Raw genomic sequence first — 20,151 nt, forward strand, 5'->3', positions numbered from 1 at the left:
GGACTAGAGATACTTATTTAATTATAAATGGTCCAAAATTTTATGGGCAAAATATATATTAGGACTGCCAACATAAAGAAAAGAGGTAAAGTAAAATGGGAAAATTAGATTTAAGTAAATATGGAATTATGGGAACAACAGAAGTTGTTTATAATCCTTCATATGAGGAGTTATTTACTGAAGAAACAAAGGCTGAACTTGAAGGTTATGAAAAAGGCCAAGTGAGTGAATTAGATGCTGTAAATGTAAAAACAGGTATTTACACAGGCCGCTCACCTAAAGATAAGTTTATTGTTGTGGATGAAAACTCAAAAGATACAGTATGGTGGAATTCAGAAGAATATCCAAATGATAACCATCCAGCTTCAAAAGAAACATGGGAGGCTGTTAAAGATATAGCTGTTAAAGAGCTTTCAAACAAAAGACTTTATGTAGTAGATGCTTTCTGTGGTGCTAACAAAGACACACGTATGGCAATCCGTTTTATTGTAGAAGTTGCTTGGCAAGCACATTTTGTAACAAATATGTTTATTCAACCTACAGAAGAAGAACTTAAAGATTTTGAACCAGATTTCGTAGTATACAATGCTTCTAAAGCAAAAGTTGAAAATTATAAAGAATTAGGTCTTAACTCAGAGACTGCAGTTGTATTTAATATTACAAGTCGTGAACAGGTTATTATTAATACATGGTATGGCGGAGAAATGAAAAAAGGTATGTTCTCTATGATGAACTATTTCTTACCATTGAAAGGTATTGCAGCAATGCACTGTTCAGCAAATACAGATTTAAATGGTGAAAATACAGCTATTTTCTTTGGACTTTCAGGAACAGGTAAAACAACATTATCAACAGATCCAAAGAGACTTCTTATCGGTGATGATGAGCACGGTTGGGATGACAATGGCGTTTTCAACTTTGAAGGTGGATGTTACGCTAAAGTTATCAACCTTGATAAAGAATCAGAGCCAGATATTTACAATGCTATCAAACGTAATGCTTTATTAGAGAATGTTACACTTGATGAAAATGGTAAAATTGATTTTGCAGATAAATCAGTTACAGAAAATACTCGTGTATCATATCCAATTCAGCACATTAAAAATATAGTTCGTCCTATATCTTCAGCTCCAGCAGCTAAGAATGTAATTTTTTTATCAGCTGATGCATTTGGTGTGTTACCACCAGTTTCAATTCTTACACCAGAACAGACACAGTACTATTTCTTATCAGGATTTACAGCAAAATTAGCTGGTACAGAGCGTGGAATTACAGAACCAACACCAACATTCTCAGCATGTTTTGGACAGGCTTTCTTAGAGCTTCATCCAACAAAATATGCAAAAGAGCTTGTTAAGAAAATGGAAAAGAGTGGAGCAAAGGCTTATCTTGTTAATACAGGATGGAATGGAACAGGAAAACGTATTTCAATTAAAGATACTCGTGGAATCATTGATGCAATCTTAAACGGAGATATTTTAGATGCTCCTACAAAGAAAATTCCATACTTTAATTTCGAAGTTCCAACAGAGTTAAAGGGCGTAGATACTAATATCTTAGATCCAAGAGATACATATGCAGATCCATCAGAATGGGATGCAAAAGCAAAAGATTTAGCTTCTAGATTCAATAAAAACTTTGCAAAATATGAAAGTAACGAAGCAGGTAAAGCATTAGTTTCTGCTGGACCACAGTTATAATTATAAGATTTATATACGATAAACATTGATTTGGCCTTATGAACCACGGTAACATTGATATGTGGTTTATAAGGCTTTTTAAAAAATTTATATATCAAAAGAACGTAAGAAGTGATAAAATAGAATAGAGGGATTGGTATAACTTTGTTTTATTTGTAGGGGGGTACATATGAAAACAGCAATTATTTATTATTCTAAACATCATGGTAATACAAAAAAATTAGTGGATGCGATTGTAGAATCAAATCCAGATATTGATTTAATTGATATAACCGAAAAGCATGAAGTAAATTTATGTAAATATGATAGAATTGGAATTGCATCAGGAATTTATTTTGGAAAATTTGCAAAAGAAATTTTAACATTTGCTAAAATTAATTTACCAGAATATTCAAAAGTATTTTTTGTTTATACGTACGGTTCAGCAGATAAGAAATCATATACAAATGAAATTAAAAAAATAGTAAAGGATTTGTATTGTGATGTTGTAGGTGAGTATTCTTGCCCAGGATTTGATAGTTTTGGACCGTTTAAGTTGATTGGTGGCATTCAAAAAGATCATCCAACAGAAGATGAAATTAGTGGTGCAATTAAATTTTATGATACGGTAATTGAGAAGACTAATGCATTAATAACTAAGAGAAAACTTAGAAAGAAATTACAATTAGAAGCTTGCAATTAAGCTATAAAATTTTTATAAAAAAGAGTATAATTATAAAATTTATATTTTTTCTCCTCCGATATAGAATACGTAGTATTGTATGTTCGGAGGTTTTTTTATGGAATATAATGAATTGATAAGGAAAAAAACGAGATTTTTGAGTATAGCATTGCTTATAAGTATAGTGTTAAGAGGTATAGTAAATGCTTTTTATGTAGATATTGAAATAGTTATAGGCTTAGTGGGGGCAGGTTTAGTTTTAGCGTTAATCGTTCAAGTCGTTGCAAAATTTTGTGCGCCTAAATTATCGATGTTTTTTATGGTGTTTTTATTAACAGGCTTATCAGTGTTGTGTATGGTAATATTTCCTACGACAACAAATTTTTTAATGTTCTTTCAAGCTGTGTTTATGATAGTAATTTATGAAGATATATGGGCAATTAGCACACAATGTATGGCAAGTTCAATTGGAATGTTTTATTTTTATATGCGATATAAAAATGAGTTAGCAACTACATGGACAGACGATGCGCTTGCTATGTGCATAGTGTATGTGATTAGTGCGCTTATCGTTTTTTTAGGTCTTTGTAGTATGACCCAAAAACAATTTGTTATGTTAAATTCAACTTTAAGTGAAAGCAGAGAAGTAGGAGAAAAAGCAGAAAAATTATTAGTATCTATAGCTAAATCTGTAAATAAATTAAATGAAGTAAGTGAGGTTATTAATACAAGTATTGATGATTCGGAGAATATTTCTAAACAAATGTCAATTACTTCAGATGATGTTGCAAAAGGTACAATAGAAGAGGTTGATGCAGCGGAAGAAATCAAAATAATGGTTGAAGATGGTGTAAAAAAGATACATGCTGTATATGATTCAAGTGTTTCTATGTTTGATGCAACTGTTGAAAGTATTTCGCTAATAAAAGAGGGAAGTAAAAAAGTAACAAGTTTGGCTGACAATATGTATTCTTTAGATGATGGAATGAAAGAAATTCTTGAGAGTATTACAGAATTAGCTAACGAAAATGAGCAAATTGGAATGATATTAGAAACTCTTGATAATATAACTAAACAGACTAGTTTACTAGCGTTAAATGCCTCAATAGAGGCGGCTAGAGCAGGTGAACATGGTAAGGGCTTTGCAGTTGTAGCTAATGAAGTCAGGGAGCTATCAGAGAATTCTGCAAAATTTACAAATGAAATTCATGATATTTTGAATTTGATAAAAGATAAAACTGAAAATACAAAACAAGAAATTGAAGAAAATGAATCGATGGTATCAAAATGTGTTGGACAAGCAAAAGATGTTGATGAAGTATTTAGAGTTATATCAAATAACACGCAAAATGTTGAAATTAATTCAAATAAGGTGAAAAATGAGACAAAAACTTTACAAGAAGTTTTAGAACAAACTCAAGTTAATGTTAATAATATAAGTGATAATGTGGAGACAACTTCAGCTGCAATGGAGGAAATGTCGGCAAGTATCCAGAACCTTTCAGAAAGTGTGTCATCAATACATACAGGATATAAAGAACTTAGAAGTCTTACACATAAATTGACCAATATACTAAAAGAAGAAAAAGAGTGAGCTTTTTTCTGATAAAAATTCGAGTTTAATTTGTGCTTACTCCGATAATATTATATAATATATTATAAGAATGAGATTTTTTTTGAAAATGTAGAATATAATATTATAAAAAGTATAATTTTATAGGAGGAAAGTAGTCAATGTTAGTTGAATTTTGTTTTAAAAATTTTAAGTCGTTTAAACAAGAAGCGGCTCTAGATTTATCAGCGACTAAAATGACAGAGTTTTCAGAATCACTTATACTTAAAGGTAATGAGAAGTTGCTACCTGTTTCGGTTTTGTTTGGGGCTAATGCGAGCGGAAAGAGTACAGTATTTGATGCATATAAGTTCATGACAGATATGGTTGTAGGTCAATTTTGGGGAAATGAAGCTTATTCTTTTACTCAAAAGCCATTTTTATTTGATTCGTTTTATAAGGAAAAAGAAACAGTTTTTGAAATTTATTTTATGCTAGAAGATGATATCAGAGATAGAATTTACAATTACGGTTTTTCTATTTTAAAAAATCAAATTACAGCTGAGTGGTTAAATGTAAAAGCTAGAACTACTAAAAATTATAGAATTGTATTTTCTAGAAAAGGTAATAATATTATTAAAAGTATTTTGAGTCGTAATGAGACAGAACTTTTAGAAAAAGTTATTTCAGATAATGTATTAATAGCAACAGCAGCTAAAAATTTAAAAATATATAGTTGCTCTAACATCTATGATTTTTTCAAAAAAAATGTATTTGCATCAGAAGATATCGGAAAAGAATTTTTGGCTAAGGATTTATCTAAGGAATTTATTGATGATAAAGAATTTTTAAGTAATATGCTTGATACATTTAGAACGTTTGATAAGACAATTACAGGATTAAGAGTTGATAAAAACTTAGAGAAAAAGATTTTATTTACTCATAAAAAATATGATGGCACAGGATCAATTGAAATTCCAATTGAGATGGAATCAAGGGGGGTAAGAAAATTATTTTCATTATTTCCAAAGATTCATAAAGTGTTATCAACAGGTGGAGTATTATTTGTCGATGAAATCGACAGCGGTTTCCACACTTTCTTGGTAAGAAGTTTTATAAAGAGTGTGATGGATAAATCATTTAATAAGAATCAAGCGCAGTTTATTTTTACTACTAATGACGTATGCCAGCTCTCGAATGAAATCCTAAGAAGAGATGAGATTTGGTTTATAGAAAAAGATGACAAAGGCGAATCATCTATGTTTTCATTAGCTGATATTGTTGATGAGTTTGGTATAGGAATTAGAAAAGATGAAAGTTTTTCTAAGAATTATTTAGCAGGAAAATACGGAGCTGTTCCAGATATGTTAGAATAAAAATTTTTTCAATACAAAAGGAGCTAAGAAAAACAATTTGTTTTTCTAGCTCCTTTTTTAGTGCAATCAATAAGTGAGAGAATCACTTAATTTTGATGTGCAATATGGCTTGTGTGATTATGATGGTGAGTTCTTTCTGGAATATATACTTTAAATAAAAAGATTCCAAAGAAGATTGCAGCACCTAATATACCAATTGCATATGAAATCATTGTACCATTTGTTTTAGCACCTAAATTTAAACATTCAGGAGCAAAACAGAAGTATGTAATTGAAACTGCTGACATGAATGTTGCTGGAATAGTAGCAATCCATCCACATTTTGCAGATACATTTCGTGTTAAATATGTTGCACCAGTCCAAAGTGCAATCATAGCTAATGTTTGGTTAGACCAAGAGAAATATCTCCAAACGATATTGTAATCTAAGAATGAGATTAAATATCCAACACCAAGAAGTGGAATGGCGAGTGGTAAACGTTTTTTGATACTTGATTGATCAATTTTAAACCAATCAGCAAGTGTAAGTCTAGCACTTCTAAAAGCTGTATCACCAGATGTGATAGGACAAGCAACAACACCAAGTAAAGCTAATACACTACCAACAGGTCCAAGTAATTCAACTGACATTTTATAAACTGTTGTTGAGTTTCCACCACCTGCAGCTAATAGAGCAGATGTTGTGAATGGTTTTCCAGCAACATTATAGAATGCAATACCTGCAGATGCCCAAATAAGAGCGATGATACCTTCAGATACCATTGCACCATAGAATACATGACGACCTTGACGTTCTGATGTAAGACATCTAGCCATCATAGGTGATTGTGTAGCATGGAAACCAGAAATAGCACCACAAGCTACTGTAATAAACATTAAAGGCCAAATAGGTTGTGCATTACCCTTTGGATGCATATTGTTAAATCCATCCCATAATTCAATCATAGGATGTGTACCATTGATATGTCTAATAATTGTAGCACCACCGATACCGATAGCCATAACGATTAAACAAATTCCAAAAATTGGATAAATTTTACCAATTACTTTATCGATTGGCATCAATGTTGCAAGTAAGTAATATAGTAAAATAACGATTGTAAAGATAGTTGTAAGAGTGGCTGCTGTTGAAGGTTTGTGACCACCTGTCACCATTGTAGCAAGTAAACCTGCAGGTCCAACCATGAATACAACGCCTACCATAACTAATAAAATAACTGAAAATACACGCATGATGTTTTTCATAACAGGTCCAAGATATTTTCCTGTTAATTCTGAAACACTAGCGCCATCATTTCGCATAGAAAGCATTCCTGTTAAATAATCATGAACACCACCAGCAAAAATTGTACCAAGAACAATCCAAAGATAAACACTAGGTCCCCAGATTGCACCAGATAGCGCACCAAAAATTGGTCCAAGACCGGCAATGTTTAGGAGTTGAATTAAAAATGCTCTCCAAGGTTTCATAGGAACAAAGTCAACACCGTCAGGATGCTCAACACAAGGTGTTTTGCGATCATCTGGTTTGAATACTTTATCAACGAAGGTTCCGTAAATAAAGAATCCAACAACTAGTCCTAAAAGCGCAATAAAAAATGAAATCATAACTAAAGTTACCCCCTTTTATAATACTTAGTGTATTAAAATTGTATGATTTAAATATTTACAATTTTATACTAACACTATGGGAAATTTAATCAATGTTAAAAATTTATAAATTTTTAAACAACTGATTGTTAATATTCTATAATTATACAAAAAAAAATAAAAAAAACAAACACATAATTCACAAAAAATATATAATCAACAAAAGTGTCTATATTATAAGTTACAAATAAATTTTTCTTGAATAAATCACTAAAAAAGTGTATTCTAAAAATGGGGGAGAATTCGTTAAAATGGCGAAAATAAATAAGATTTAATGAATGATTTTGTGGAAGGAGACATTTATATGAAAATAATAAAAGCAAAGGATTATAAGGATATGTCAAGAAAAGCTGCAAATATTATTTCAGCTCAGGTAATTATGAAACCTAATGCAGTTTTAGGATTAGCAACAGGTTCTACACCTATTGGAATATATGAACAGCTAATAGATTGGTACAACAAAGGTGATATAGATTTTGAAGAAGTGACTACAATAAATTTAGATGAATATAGAGGCCTTGATAAAAATCATGATCAAAGCTATTGGTATTTTATGCATAAAAATTTTTTTGATAAAGTCAATATTAAAGAAGAAAATATAAATGTTCCAGATGGATCGAATTTAGATGCCAAACAAGCGTGTAGTGAATATGAAGAAATAATTCATGCAGCAGGTGGAATAGATTTGCAATTACTAGGAATTGGTAATGATGGACACATTGGCTTTAATGAACCTGGGGCAGCGTTTGAACTTTTGACACATTGTGTAGATCTTACAGATAGTACGATAGAAGCTAATAAACGTTTCTTTGAAAGTAAAGATGATGTTCCAAAACAAGCTTATACAATGGGAATAAAATCGATAATGCAAGCAAGAAAGGTTCTTATGGTCGCAAATGGAATAGGTAAAGCAGATATTGTAAAACAAGCGTTTTTTGGTCCAGTGACTCCAGAGGTTCCAGCATCAATACTTCAGATGCATCCTGATTTTACATTAGTTGGAGATGAGGAAGCGTTAAGTAAAATAGACTTATAATGTGGAGGCAAGAATCATATGTTATTAGAAAATGTTAATGCTTTTTTACAAAATGAAGGTTTTAAAAAAGTAGATATACATATAGAGAATGAAAAAATAGTAGATATAGTTGAAAATACATCACCTAAGGATGCAGAATATAATGCAATCCCAGGGCTGTGTGATATTCATTTTCACGGGGCGATGAATCACGATTTTTGTGATGGAAATTTAGAAGGTTTAAATAAGATCGGTGAATTTGAAGCAAAAAATGGTGTGTTATTAATGGCTCCAGCAACTATGACTTTTGATGAAGAGCGTTTAAATAAAATAGTAGATGTTGCTAACGAATATAAAAATACAATTGGCAAGTCACAATTAGTTGGTATTAATATGGAAGGACCATTTATTAGTCCGCAAAAAATAGGAGCGCAAAATCCCAAGTACATAAAAGAGGCGGATATTGAGATGTTTTTGCGTTTGCAAAATCGTGCTCAGGGAAAATTCAAAATAGTAGATGTTGCACCAGAAGAAAAAAATGCTATAAATTTCATAAAAGAATGTTCAAAGGATGTAAGGATTTCTATTGCACATACATGTGCTGATTATGAAACAGCAATAAAAGCATTTGATAATGGTGCATCTCATATAACTCATATTTATAATGCAATGCCTGGTATTCATCACAGAAATCCAGGGCCAATAATTGCAGCATATGAAAAAAATGCTGAAGTTGAGCTTATTGCGGATGGATTACATGTTCATCCAGCGGTTGTTAGATTTACTTTTGATATGTTTAATGAAGATAAGGTTATTTTAATATCAGATAGTATGATGGCATGCGGCTTGCCGGATGGAGAGTATGAATTAGGGGCACAGCTTGTTACTGTAAAAAATTCAAAAGCAACATTAACAAGAGATGATAGCGTTTTAGCTGGTAGTGTAACGAATCTTTATGAATGCATGAGAAGAGCAATAGTAGAAATGAAGGTTCAACCAGAAAAGGCTATTAAAGCAGCAACTATTAACCCAGTAAAATCAATTGGACTTGAAAAAGATTTTGGTTCAATAGAAGTTGGCAAGTATGCAAATATTATTTTGACAGATAGTAAATACAATCTAAAAAAAGTGCTACAAAAAGGAAATTTTTTATAAATTACATTGCAAAAACATTATTATCATGTTATTGTATCTAAATACAACAAGCTAAAAACACAATAAACTGAAAAATAAATTCGGCTTTTATTATAATAGGTAAAAGCTAAAAAATAGGTTTGATAGAAAAGAGAGGTTTTAAAGATGGGTATCGTAGTAGTAGGTGCTGTTTTTGTTGACATAAAAGGTTATCCAATGTGTCAATATATTCCATCAGGTCGTAATGTTGGTAGAGTTGTACAAGTTCATGGAGGAGTAGCTAGAAATGTTGTAGAAGACATTGCTAATGTTGAATTAAAACCAACTTTTGTCAGCGTAGTTGATAAATCAGGTATTAGTGATGATGTAATTGCAAAGCTTGATAGACATAAAGTAGAAACAAAATATGTTAGAAGAACAGAAGATGGTTTAGGTACATGGCTAGCTGTGTTTGATAATGATGGAGATGTTGTAGCATCAATTTCTAAACGTCCAGATTTAAAAGAGATAGGCACTATTTTCGAAGAAAATGGTGAAGAAATTGTAAAAAATGCGGATAGCATTGTTGTTGAAATTGATATGGAAGCTTCAATTTTAAAAAGAATCTTTACATTAGCAGAAAAATATAATAAGAAGGTTTTTGCAGTAGTATCTAATATGACAATTGCAATGGAGCGTAGAGATTTATTAAAGAAAACAGATTGTGTAGTTTGTAATATTCAAGAGGCTGGTTTGTTGTTTACAGAAGATTATTCTGGCAAGACTCCAGAAGAAATGGCAGAGATAATTCAAAGGAAGGTAGAATTAGCTCAAATACCAAATATGATTGTTACAATGGGATCAAAAGGTGCAGTTTGGGCACAACCAGGTGGAAAATGTGGAGTATGCCCTGCACAAAACGTAGTTGTTGTGGATACTACAGGTTGTGGAGATGCGTTTTTTGCCGGAGTTGCCATTGGTCTTACATATGGCAAGACACTTGCAGATTCATGTGCGATTGGTACAAGACTTGCTTCATCTGTTATTGCTACAAAAGAAAATGTATCACCTAGATTTTTACCAAGTGAATTTGGACTTGAAATCGGTACAGATTGTAAAGCTCAAAAAGCAAAATAGAAAGAATAACTTGTTATATTTATAGATATAGATCAAATAGAAAAATTTAAAAATATATAAGAAACAAAAAGAAGAACCCTAGTTTATATATCACCTCTAATTCATAATTATTGATAAGAGGTATAAACTAGGGCTCCTTTTATATTGGATTTGTTTATAAAAGAGAAGAGAATTCATTTCTAATTTTTTCCAAATATTTCATCTGTAGGTTAGGACTGTTCAAAAAGCTTGTATGAAGAGCCTTAAAAATAGATGAAAAAAATGGATTATCCATAATGTAATTATTACGTTGCCAATTAGGCATTTCATTAAGCAAAGTATTTCTCAACCATTCATAATCATACGTATCAATAATAAAATCATAATCTTTTGTTGCATAAATCGTATTTAAGTAGAAGTTAACAAAAAAATTAAATTCAATTTCAGGATAATATAATCGATACTCATTTTTTGCTTTTAAATAGTAGAGAAGTTGAAGTTGACTATTGGCTAAATCAATAGGATCAATTTCTATAACACTATCATCATTGCCATTAACCTGATAATATGGTAAGTCGATAATTGCAACATTATTTCCAAAAATGAAATATGAATATACAAATTTATATTCATATGAAATTTTAGTGGTTGCAAACTGAATATTATGTTGCTTAATATAGTGACTTCTAAAAAATTTACCAATTAGGTCACAAGTAAAAGGTTGATTTATTAAAATGTTTAATCTATTTGTTTCATTTAATTCGATTAATCCTTCTATGTCACAAGGATTAACAATCTCTAAGGTACCGTCTGTGTTTTTATAATAACAAGCCTGAATCATATCAAGTGCCTTATCTTGCGCAAGATTGTATAAATCTTCGCAAGTATTTGGAGAAAGCGAATCCTTTGGCTCTAAGAAAAGAACATACTCTCCCTTAATATAATCAAGAGCTAAATTTAAAGCAGTTGATTTTTCAAGCATATATTCGTCTTTTATCAAAATACAGTTAAAAGGATATTTTTTTTCAAAAGCATCTAAAATATCTAAAGTAGAATCATCAGAGCCTTGATCAATGAGAATTACCTGAAGATTTATCATATCTAAGGTCTGTTTGGTAATACTTGTAAGAGCTGTATTTAATACACTTTCATCATTCAGACAACTCATTATAATGCTAACTTTATATGGTGTATTATCAGATTTATTTTCAAAATCATGTATTCCGTTAAAAATTCGTATTTCTTTAATATTCTCAGAAACAACTTCTTCAATACCGTCATTTTTGGCTTGAGATATAATACAGTTTGCAAAAACATCAAACATATTTAAGGTGTCTATGATAGGTGCATATTCTTCAAAAACAGATAAATATTCTGAATAATAATCTTCTAATTCATAAGATAATTCACTAAGTGCAACTTGTAATTCCTGATCAATATATGTAAACTTATAAATTTGTGCAAGTCGTAGAACAAGTTCATAATCATAAAAAATTTTATATTTTGTTGAAAGACTACCTACTACATCAAAACATTCTTTTTTTATCATCATGGTGCTTAAACTAATAAAATTTTTATTAGATAAAAGAATTTTGAAGATATCACCATTTAAATTTCTTGAATTTAGATCGTTAGTTGTAGTTAATGAACTAGATGAATAGCAGACTGGATAATCATCATTTATGCAAGCAATTTGTAAAAGAAGTTTATTCGAACGCCATTTTTCATTTGGATTTGCAAAAGCAATATAGTCGTTTTGAACTTGTGAAATTCCAACATTGCATGCACTTGAATATGTTTGCTCGGTGTTTGTTTTTATATATTTTAATCGAGAATCTTTGTTTAAATAATTTTGTAATGTGGAAAAATAAGAGTCGTTTTCGTCATTTAAGGCATCAATTAATAATAACTCAAAATTTGGATAAGTTTGAGTTAATATACTATCGATACATTTACTAAGATTTTCACTTTTTTCATATATTGGTAAAATAATACTGACACAGACTTTATTTTCCATAAACATTATCTCCTAACTATATATAAAATAAATATTTCATAAGAAATTTATTTTTATTTAGCATTTATTTAGACACATTTTATATATCGGTAATTTTATATAAAAATTATAATATTTACACATTTTTTTAAAAAAAATATGTTATCATTAATTTTGAAAACTAAAGGAGGTGCAAAGAATGGGTTATTATTATCCTTATTATTATTATTATTATGATCCAACTTTCATTCTTATAATAATTGGAGCGATAATTAGTTTGTTTGCTTCACTTAATATAAAATGGACATTTTTTAGATATAACAAAAAGAGATCAACAAGTGGATTTACAGCAAAAGATGTAGCAGAAATGATACTAAGTAGAGCTGGAATTTATGGAGTTCGAATTGAACATATTAGTGGAGAATTGACAGATCATTATGATCCACGTGCAGACGTTGTTAGACTTTCTGATTCTGTTTATAACTCAACTTCCATTGCAGCTATTGGGGTAGCAGCACATGAATGTGGCCATGTTATTCAATATCACAAGAATTATAAACCAATTTATATCAGAAATAGTATAGTTGGAGTTGTAAATTTTGGTTCATACGCGTCAATGCCATTGTTTATGATAGGATTAATTTTGGGAAAATTAGCATTAGCAAAGTTAGGTGTTTTGCTATTTTCTTTAACATTGGTATTCCAACTTATAACGCTTCCGGTTGAGATTAATGCATCACGACGCGCTATAAAAATTTTATCAGAAGGTAATTATATGCGCAAAGATGAATTAAGGGGAGCTAAAAAAGTATTGATTGCAGCAGCATTAACATATGTGGCAGCAGTACTTACTTCACTTCTTCAAGTACTCAGATTTTTATTAATTATAGCGGCTAACAGCAGAGAAGAAGATTAAAATTTGGATTTGTCAAAAGAAAAATAAAAAATTAAATTCAAAAAAGCTGAGATAATTTTATCCTATTACAGATAGAATTCTCAGCTTTTTATTATAGTGTTAGAGAAGTACTTTATCTCTTAGTCATTATAGAATCTGTAGAAAGAATATCTTCTACAAATCAAAGTAATTTTCATTTATATTTGTCTCATCAATAATATAATGAGGTCTACCTTTTATTTCTAAATAAATCTGAGAAAGATACTGCCCAATTATTCCAATCGAAAAAAGTTGAATTCCGCCAATTAGTAAAATAATACAAATTGACGAAGACCATCCATTCGCAGAGTTGTGATAGATTAATTGGCGTATAATTATAAAAATAATAAAAAACAAAGATAAAACAAAGAAAAATAATCCAATCAAGGACGTTATTATAAGTGGAACAGTCGAATATGAAATAATTCCTTCAAGAGAATAAGTTAAAAGTCCAAGAAAAGACCATTTTGTTTTTCCGGCACAACGTTTCACGTTTTCATATTCGATACAAGTTGTTTTAAAGCCAACCCAATTGTACATGCCTTTTGTAAAACGATTAAATTCTTTTAATGATAAAATGGAATTAACGAATTTTCGATCCATTAAGCGAAAATCCCTAGAACCATCAACAATATTAGTTTTTGAAATCTTGCGCATAATTTTATAAAAAATTTTAGCACATATAGTGCGAAAACGTGGTTCGCCTTCACGAGTCGTACGACGGGTTGCGACAGAATTATATTTTCCCTCTTTTATGGTTGAATATAATTTAGGCAATAAATCAGGGGGATCTTGCATATCGGCATCAAGGATGGCTACATAGTCACCATTAGCATGAGAAAGACCAGCATACATAGCCGACTCTTTTCCAAAATTTCTTGAAAAAGATATATATTTTACTCGAGAATCTTTTGAGCTTAATTCTTTAAAATAAAGCAAAGTATTGTCGGTTGAGCCATCATCTATAAAAAAGAGTTCAAATGTAACGTATTTCATTAAATGTGAAATTCTATTAAGTTCGTTATATAAAATAGGTATTGTTTCCTCTTCATTATAACATGGAATTATTAAAGAAATTTTGTCCATTATATCCCCTCCAAGAATAAAAATTATACTCCTAATTTAACGTTAACAGATATGAAGAAGTTTGTAAACAAAAAAGTTGCAAACCTAAGTTCGCTGTAGTATACTATAATTAACAAAAATCTGTTCGAATGATACGTAAATTGTAAAAGGAGAGCATAATGATAATTCATAATTATAATTCAAAAATTTATATTGCAATAGATTTAAAGTCTTTTTATGCATCTGTTGAGTGTATAGAAAGGGGATTAGATCCTTTAAAAGCGAAGCTTGTAGTTGCAGATGCTTCACGAACTGATAAAACTATATGCTTAGCGGTTAGTCCAGCGCTTAAAACGTATGGAATACCAGGAAGAGCTCGATTATTTGAGGTTAATCAAAAAGTAGAAGAAATTTATAAAATGACCAATCAAAAAGTAGAATTTATAATTGCACCACCTCAGATGGCTAAATATATAGAAACATCTTGTGAGATATATAAAGTTTATTTGAAGTATATAAGTCCACAAGATATACATGTTTATAGTATCGATGAAGTTTTTTTAGATGTTACTAATTACTTTAATATTTATAAGATGTCCCCAGAGGAACTTGCTACTAAAATAGTTAATGATGTATATGAAACTACAGGAATAACTGCGACAGCAGGAATTGGATCGAATTTATACCTTTGCAAGATAGCAATGGATATTATGGCTAAACATGCCAAGGAAAACGACAAAGGTGTAAGAATTGCAAGATTAGATGAAATTAGTTACAGAAAGCAGTTATGGAATCATAAACCATTAACTGATTTTTGGAGAATAGGTAGAGGTACAGTAAAAAGATTAGCTAAGTTAGGAATTTTCACAATGGGCGATTTAGCTAAAATGTCATTAGTCAATGAAGATGTGTTGTTTAAAGAATTTGGTGTTGATGCAGAAATTCTGATTGATCATGCTTGGGGGTATGAGACATGTACCATGGAAGATATAAAAAATTATAAAACTAAGTCAAATAGTCTTTCATCAGGGCAGGTTTTATCACAACCGTATACATTTTTTCAGGCGAGGACTGTGTTAAAAGAAATGGTTGATGCAATGACTAATGAACTATTATTAAAAAAAATTGCAACAAATTCAGTAACTATAACTATTGGATATGACAGAATTAATATCGATAATGAGGAATATAACGGTAGTGTAGTTTTAGACCATTATGGTAGAGTAGTGCCTAAACCAATGCATAAAACAGCACGTTTAAGTGAATACACTAATTCAAATTCAAAAATAAAAAAAGCGGTAGTAGATTTGTATGATGCTGAAGTAGATAAAAGTTTATATGTACGAAGAATTACATTAAATGCAAATGACATCAAGAAACAAAATTATGAGCAATTGTCGTTATTTGAAGATTACGTCAAAACTGAAAAAGAGGCAAATATAGAAAAGGCTGCTTTAGAAATAAAAAAGCGATTTGGAAAAAATATGATTTTAAAGGGAACAGCATTTGAGGAAGGTGCTACTTCACGAGAAAGAAATAATCAAATAGGAGGTCATAAGGCGTAATGAATCAAGATAAATCGTATGGAAATTTAATAGATATGAATTATGATCAGATTCGTAGTGCTGAAAGTTTAAGAAAACACCCTCGAATGCAAAGAAAAGAGAGAGCTAAAATTTTTATGCCGTTTGCAGCGTTGACAGGATATGAAGATGCTATTTTAGATGAACAAATTATAAAAACTACAAGAAAGAGCCTTTCTGAAGAAAAAAAAGAAGAAATAAATAAAATTTTGATAACTATACAAGAATCTTTAGAAAAAAATATACAAGTCGACGTAAAAGTGATATATTTTTCTTGTGAATATGAGAAATATATTCAAATAAAAGGTAAAGCTATAAAAGTAGACAGCAATTATAATAAAATAGTAGTTTTTTCTGAAGATAATCATAAATCTGAAGAAAAGAGTAAATACACTATAGAAAAACCAAGTGCATCAGAAAATATAGGAAAGGAAATTTATTTTAAGGATATATATGAAATATATTTAGAATAAATTTATGAGGCTAAGATATGAGTGATAACGTAACAAATACCCCAAAAATAATAATAAGGGACACTAAAAGATTAATAGTTGTAATATTAGCATCAATTGTTATGGCGTTAAATATTAAATTTTTTGTTAAATCAGCGGGATTGTATCCTGGTGGCGCAACAGGATTAACAATATTGATACAGACTATATTTCATGATTTTTTAGGTATAAAATTATCATATACAATTGTTAATATTATATTAAATACAATTCCGGCTTACATAGGATTTAGGTTCGTAGGTAAGAAGTTTACAATTTTGTCAGTCATAATGATAATCACAAATGGTATAATTGTTGATTTTTTGCCAGCATACAGTGTTACAAATGATATTTTACTAGTAAGTGTATTTGGTGGAATTATTAATGGAATAGCAATTAGTATGTGTTTATCAGTAGATGCAACAAGTGGTGGAACTGATTTTATATCAATATATCTTTCGCAAAAAAGAGGAATAGATTCTTTTAACATTATTTTAGGATTCAACGTATGTGTATTGATTTCTGCAGGAATTTTATTTGGTTGGGATAAAGCTTTATATTCAATAATTTTCCAATATGTATCAACTCAAACATTGAAGTTATTGTATCGTAATTACCAGCAAGTAACATTGTATATTGTAACAGAGAAATCGAAAGAAATCTGTGATGAGATATATAAAGTATGTCGTCATGGAGCGTCAATAATGGATGTACAGGGAAGCTACCAAGGTAATAATTATAAAATGGTATATTCCGTTGTAAGTGCGTCAGATGCGAAGACATTAATTGCCAAAATAAAAAAAATAGATAGTTCATCATTTATAAATTGTATAAATACCCAAAGGGTAACAGGTAATTTTTATTATAGTCCTAAGGATTAAAGAAAGGTTTTTTGATAATGCAAGAATATATAAAGCAAGAAGAACTAAGTTGTAAGATACAAAATGGTTTTAAAACAGCATATATTGATGGAAGTGTTGCAGCAGATCCACAGTATGTACCACAATTTGTGTCCAATAACTATAAAGAAGGAAGAAAAGTTTTAACAATAATTGAAGATGAGTTGCTAAAATGTGATAGTTTTAAAATTAGTGTTGCATTTATTACATCTAGTGGAGTTGTAACATTATTACCAGTGTTAAAGGAACTTGAAGAAAAAGGTATAAAAGGTGAGATTCTTACAACAAATTACTTGAATTTTAGTGAACCTAAGGCTCTTAAAAGATTACAAAAGTTTTCTAATATAACGATTAAAATGTATGATATTGAAAATGCAAGATATGGATTTCATACAAAAGGTTATATTTTTAAGAAAAATGATTTGTATAGAATGATAATAGGTAGTTCAAATTTAACAGGAAAGGCTTTAACAGAGAATCTTGAGTGGAATACTAAGGTGTTATCCACATCAAAAGGAGAAGTGGCCTGTGATATTCTAAAAGAATTTGATCAATTGTGGAATTCTCAGTATTCTAAAGAATTTGATGAATTTTATGAAGAATACGAAAGAAAATATCAAATAATAAAAAGACAAAAAGAGATTGCCAAGGAAAGTCAAATAACATCAATAGAAGAGTATAAATTGCAGCCTAATAGCATGCAAATATTATTTATAAATAATTTAAAGAAAATAATTGATAATAATCAAAATAGAGCACTTTTAATTTCAGCGACTGGTACAGGAAAAACATTTGCATCTGCATTTGCAATGAGGGAGCTTGGATTTAAAAGAGTTCTATTTTTAGTGCATAGATCACAATTAGCGATTCAAACTAAGAAGTCGTATAAAAAAGTATTTTCTAATAAAGTAAAAATGGGCTTGTTTGGTGGCGGACATGAAGATTATGATAGTGATTATATTTTCGCAACCGTACAAAAATTGAGTAAGGATGATACAATGTCTAAATATAATAAAGATGCATTTGACTGTATTATTTTAGACGAAGCTCATCATTCATCAGCTAATTCATATCAAAAAGTGATGAATTATTTTACACCTAAATTGTGGCTTGGAATGACAGCTACACCTGATAAAACAACAGATTTAGAAAATATCGAGAGTAATAATATTTATGAAATATTTAATTATCAAATAGCATGTGAAATAAGATTACAGGATGCAATGGAAGAAAAATTATTGTGTCCATTCCATTATTTTGGAGTGAGTGATATTGTCGAAGTTGATGAAACTGAAATAAAGAAGAAAAAAATAGGTGGAGAAATATTTAAGAATCTGACTTCAGAATCACGAGTTGATTACATATTAAAACAGGCTAATTTCTATGGATATAGTGGAGATAGAGTAAAAGGACTTATTTTTTGCAGCAGGATAGATGAAGCCGAAGAATTATCCAAAATTATAAATCAAAGAATAAATAAAGAGACAAATCAAAAATACAGAACAATAGCATTGTCAGGGAAAGCTACAGAAGAAGAGCGTCAAGACGCTTTTGAAAGATTAGCTCAAGATGAAGGGGATAATGCGTTAGATTATATTTTGTCAGTTGAAATTTTAAATGAGGGTGTTGATATAGTAGAGGTCAATCAAGTTATTATGCTTCGACCAACACAATCGCCAATAGTGTTTATTCAACAGCTAGGAAGAGGTTTGCGAAAGTCACAGGGAAAAGAATATGTTGTTATTATTGATTTTATAGGTAATTATGACAATAATTTTATGATTCCAGTAGCATTATCGGGAGATCGTTCATATAATCAGGATACAATCAAAAAGTATATTATTAGTGGAAATAATTTATTGCCAGGCACATCAACTATTCATTTTGATTCGATTGCTAAGGAGAAGATTTTTAAAACAATTGATAAAATGAAGGGGATAAAAAATATTATTACCCAAAGCTATACTAATTTGAAAAAACGTTTAGGTAGAATACCATATTTGCTCGATTTTTACAGAGAAAATGAAATTGATCCAAGTGTTATTATAGATAAATTCGGTACATATCAAGATTTTCTAGAAAAAAAAGAAAAAGAGCTTTATGTAGGTAAGATAACACAAGAAGAAAAATGTATTTTAAAATATTTGTCAAAAACAATTATACAAGGAATACGTCCGCATGAAATTTGCATTTTAGAAAATTTATTAAAAAATAATAGTATAGAATTAGAAGATTTAAAAAATGATTTTGAGCATGAATATCATTCATGTTTAGAAGAGAGTGATTATAAATCAGCAATTTCACTTTTGAATGGTCAATTTACTAAAAACAAAGCAGAAAAAGATTTGTATAAAGGTGTTATTGACATCGTAAAAGAAGAAAATGATAGCAGATTAAGACGATTTGAAACATTTTCTAATAGATTACAGCATGCTGAGTTTAATAGGCAATTGAATGATATTGTTGAGGTTGCTAAGGCTCAATATAATGATAAATATTTTGATTATTTTAAGCAAGACAAGCCATTTGTATTGTTCCAAAAGTATACTAGAAGAGATGTGTGTTTATTAACAAATTTTGAGACAGATATCTCATCAGTTATGTACGGAAAGAAAAGAATAAAAGATGAAGTATTTCTTTTTGTAACATACCATAAAGAAGAAGCTCAAGAAGGAGAACAGTATGTACAGGGGCGTCCAGATTATGCAGATGCATTTAAAGATAGTATGACATTTTATTGGGATTCTCAAATAGGACAAGGTATTGAAAGTAATTATTGCCAAGAAGTTATTACGGCTTCAAAAATAAATCTTTTTGTAAAAAAAGATCAAAATGAGAAAAGTTTTTATTATTTGGGCAAATGTAATATACAATCTTACGAAGAATCTACAAAATTAGATAATAGTGGAAATGAAAAAGCAATAACAAAATTCGTTTTTAAAATGAATACTCCTGTTAGAGAAGATGTTTTAAAATATTTGAATGCAGGTATTTAAAAAAT

At 29.9% G+C, this 20,151-nt stretch carries 15 protein-coding genes; 12 read left to right on the forward strand and 3 right to left on the reverse strand.

The genetic code is table 11. The annotated features are described in order from the left end of the window. The first annotated feature begins 95 nt into the window (after positions 1 to 95). From pckA to BMY79_RS03865, 4 genes are all read left to right on the forward strand, one after another. Complete coding sequence (gene pckA / locus BMY79_RS03850; RefSeq protein ID WP_022749893.1) at positions 96 to 1,700, forward strand: phosphoenolpyruvate carboxykinase (ATP); 1,605 nt, start codon at positions 96 to 98, stop codon at positions 1,698 to 1,700. A 169-nt stretch (positions 1,701 to 1,869) separates the two neighbouring features. Next, on the forward strand, positions 1,870 to 2,382 hold the full coding sequence (locus tag BMY79_RS03855; RefSeq protein ID WP_022749894.1) for a flavodoxin domain-containing protein: 513 nt from the start codon (positions 1,870 to 1,872) through the stop codon (positions 2,380 to 2,382). 97 nt (positions 2,383 to 2,479) lie between these two features. After that, a complete protein-coding gene (locus tag BMY79_RS03860) occupies positions 2,480 to 3,955 on the forward strand; it encodes a methyl-accepting chemotaxis protein (protein ID WP_074730446.1) in 1,476 nt (491 codons plus the stop codon). Positions 3,956 to 4,095: 140 nt separating this feature from the next. Then, positions 4,096 to 5,289 (forward strand): AAA family ATPase, encoded by a 1,194-nt coding sequence (locus tag BMY79_RS03865; RefSeq protein WP_027421573.1) that lies wholly within the window; start codon positions 4,096 to 4,098, stop codon positions 5,287 to 5,289. An 86-nt stretch (positions 5,290 to 5,375) separates the two neighbouring features. On the opposite strand, the gene BMY79_RS03870 is transcribed toward BMY79_RS03865, so the two are convergent. Continuing rightward, on the reverse strand, positions 5,376 to 6,896 hold the full coding sequence (locus tag BMY79_RS03870) for a carbon starvation CstA family protein (RefSeq protein WP_074730447.1): 1,521 nt from the start codon (positions 6,894 to 6,896) through the stop codon (positions 5,376 to 5,378). Between the two features lie 346 nt (positions 6,897 to 7,242). Here BMY79_RS03870 and nagB point away from each other — a divergent pair, with 346 nt between their 5' ends. The 3 genes from nagB to BMY79_RS03885 all read left to right on the forward strand — a co-directional run bounded on the left by nagB (position 7,243) and on the right by BMY79_RS03885 (position 10,203). After that, on the forward strand, positions 7,243 to 7,974 hold the full coding sequence (gene nagB, locus BMY79_RS03875; protein ID WP_022749899.1) for a glucosamine-6-phosphate deaminase: 732 nt from the start codon (positions 7,243 to 7,245) through the stop codon (positions 7,972 to 7,974). 18 nt (positions 7,975 to 7,992) lie between these two features. Next, entirely contained in the window at positions 7,993 to 9,108 is a 1,116-nt protein-coding gene (gene nagA / locus BMY79_RS03880) for an N-acetylglucosamine-6-phosphate deacetylase (RefSeq protein WP_022749900.1), read from the forward strand. A 144-nt stretch (positions 9,109 to 9,252) separates the two neighbouring features. After that, the gene (locus BMY79_RS03885; protein ID WP_029066868.1) at positions 9,253 to 10,203 is read left to right on the forward strand and encodes a PfkB family carbohydrate kinase; all 951 of its coding nucleotides are present in this window, start codon (positions 9,253 to 9,255) and stop codon (positions 10,201 to 10,203) included. Positions 10,204 to 10,357: 154 nt separating this feature from the next. Here BMY79_RS03885 and BMY79_RS03890 read toward each other — a convergent pair whose 3' ends face one another. Then, on the reverse strand, positions 10,358 to 12,199 hold the full coding sequence (locus BMY79_RS03890) for a glycosyltransferase family 2 protein (protein ID WP_029066869.1): 1,842 nt from the start codon (positions 12,197 to 12,199) through the stop codon (positions 10,358 to 10,360). A 178-nt stretch (positions 12,200 to 12,377) separates the two neighbouring features. On the opposite strand from BMY79_RS03890, the gene BMY79_RS03895 reads away from it, so the two are divergent. Beyond that, on the forward strand, positions 12,378 to 13,094 hold the full coding sequence (locus BMY79_RS03895) for a zinc metallopeptidase (RefSeq protein WP_074730448.1): 717 nt from the start codon (positions 12,378 to 12,380) through the stop codon (positions 13,092 to 13,094). Between the two features lie 153 nt (positions 13,095 to 13,247). Here the strand turns inward: BMY79_RS03895 and BMY79_RS03900 are convergent, their stop codons facing one another. Then, positions 13,248 to 14,198, reverse strand: a complete 951-nt coding sequence (locus tag BMY79_RS03900) for a glycosyltransferase family 2 protein (protein WP_022749905.1) — start codon at positions 14,196 to 14,198, stop codon at positions 13,248 to 13,250. Positions 14,199 to 14,356: 158 nt separating this feature from the next. Here BMY79_RS03900 and BMY79_RS03905 point away from each other — a divergent pair, with 158 nt between their 5' ends. Genes BMY79_RS03905 through BMY79_RS03920 form a run of 4 tightly spaced genes read left to right on the forward strand, consistent with a single transcriptional unit; the run spans position 14,357 to position 20,146 of the window. Next, positions 14,357 to 15,742 (forward strand): Y-family DNA polymerase, encoded by a 1,386-nt coding sequence (locus BMY79_RS03905; protein ID WP_074730449.1) that lies wholly within the window; start codon positions 14,357 to 14,359, stop codon positions 15,740 to 15,742. Then, positions 15,742 to 16,233 carry a hypothetical protein gene (locus BMY79_RS03910; protein ID WP_022749908.1) on the forward strand — a complete coding sequence of 164 codons (492 nt, stop codon included), beginning with the start codon at positions 15,742 to 15,744 and terminating at the stop codon, positions 16,231 to 16,233. Before BMY79_RS03905 ends, BMY79_RS03910 begins: the two co-directional genes overlap by 1 nt. A 17-nt stretch (positions 16,234 to 16,250) precedes the next feature. Continuing rightward, positions 16,251 to 17,132 (forward strand): YitT family protein, encoded by an 882-nt coding sequence (locus tag BMY79_RS03915; protein WP_022749909.1) that lies wholly within the window; start codon positions 16,251 to 16,253, stop codon positions 17,130 to 17,132. Positions 17,133 to 17,149: 17 nt separating this feature from the next. After that, positions 17,150 to 20,146, forward strand: coding sequence for a DEAD/DEAH box helicase (locus tag BMY79_RS03920; RefSeq protein ID WP_074730450.1), 2,997 nt, complete (start codon positions 17,150 to 17,152; stop codon positions 20,144 to 20,146). Positions 20,147 to 20,151: the final 5 nt, after the last annotated feature.

Source organism: Lachnobacterium bovis (assembly GCF_900111325.1).
Classification (GTDB): domain Bacteria; phylum Bacillota; class Clostridia; order Lachnospirales; family Lachnospiraceae; genus Roseburia; species Roseburia bovis_A.

Coding starts and splice junctions, on each gene's coding strand:
- BMY79_RS03895 (WP_074730448.1), top strand. CDS start 12,378: ATGGGTTATTATTATCCTTATTATTATTATTATTATGATCCAACTTTC.
- nagB (WP_022749899.1), top strand. CDS start 7,243: ATGAAAATAATAAAAGCAAAGGATTATAAGGATATGTCAAGAAAAGCT.
- BMY79_RS03900 (WP_022749905.1), bottom strand. CDS start 14,198: ATGGACAAAATTTCTTTAATAATTCCATGTTATAATGAAGAGGAAACA.
- BMY79_RS03860 (WP_074730446.1), top strand. CDS start 2,480: ATGGAATATAATGAATTGATAAGGAAAAAAACGAGATTTTTGAGTATA.
- BMY79_RS03905 (WP_074730449.1), top strand. CDS start 14,357: ATGATAATTCATAATTATAATTCAAAAATTTATATTGCAATAGATTTA.
- BMY79_RS03865 (WP_027421573.1), top strand. CDS start 4,096: ATGTTAGTTGAATTTTGTTTTAAAAATTTTAAGTCGTTTAAACAAGAA.
- BMY79_RS03885 (WP_029066868.1), top strand. CDS start 9,253: ATGGGTATCGTAGTAGTAGGTGCTGTTTTTGTTGACATAAAAGGTTAT.
- BMY79_RS03920 (WP_074730450.1), top strand. CDS start 17,150: ATGCAAGAATATATAAAGCAAGAAGAACTAAGTTGTAAGATACAAAAT.
- BMY79_RS03855 (WP_022749894.1), top strand. CDS start 1,870: ATGAAAACAGCAATTATTTATTATTCTAAACATCATGGTAATACAAAA.
- pckA (WP_022749893.1), top strand. CDS start 96: ATGGGAAAATTAGATTTAAGTAAATATGGAATTATGGGAACAACAGAA.
- BMY79_RS03890 (WP_029066869.1), bottom strand. CDS start 12,199: ATGGAAAATAAAGTCTGTGTCAGTATTATTTTACCAATATATGAAAAA.
- nagA (WP_022749900.1), top strand. CDS start 7,993: ATGTTATTAGAAAATGTTAATGCTTTTTTACAAAATGAAGGTTTTAAA.
- BMY79_RS03915 (WP_022749909.1), top strand. CDS start 16,251: ATGAGTGATAACGTAACAAATACCCCAAAAATAATAATAAGGGACACT.
- BMY79_RS03870 (WP_074730447.1), bottom strand. CDS start 6,896: ATGATTTCATTTTTTATTGCGCTTTTAGGACTAGTTGTTGGATTCTTT.
- BMY79_RS03910 (WP_022749908.1), top strand. CDS start 15,742: ATGAATCAAGATAAATCGTATGGAAATTTAATAGATATGAATTATGAT.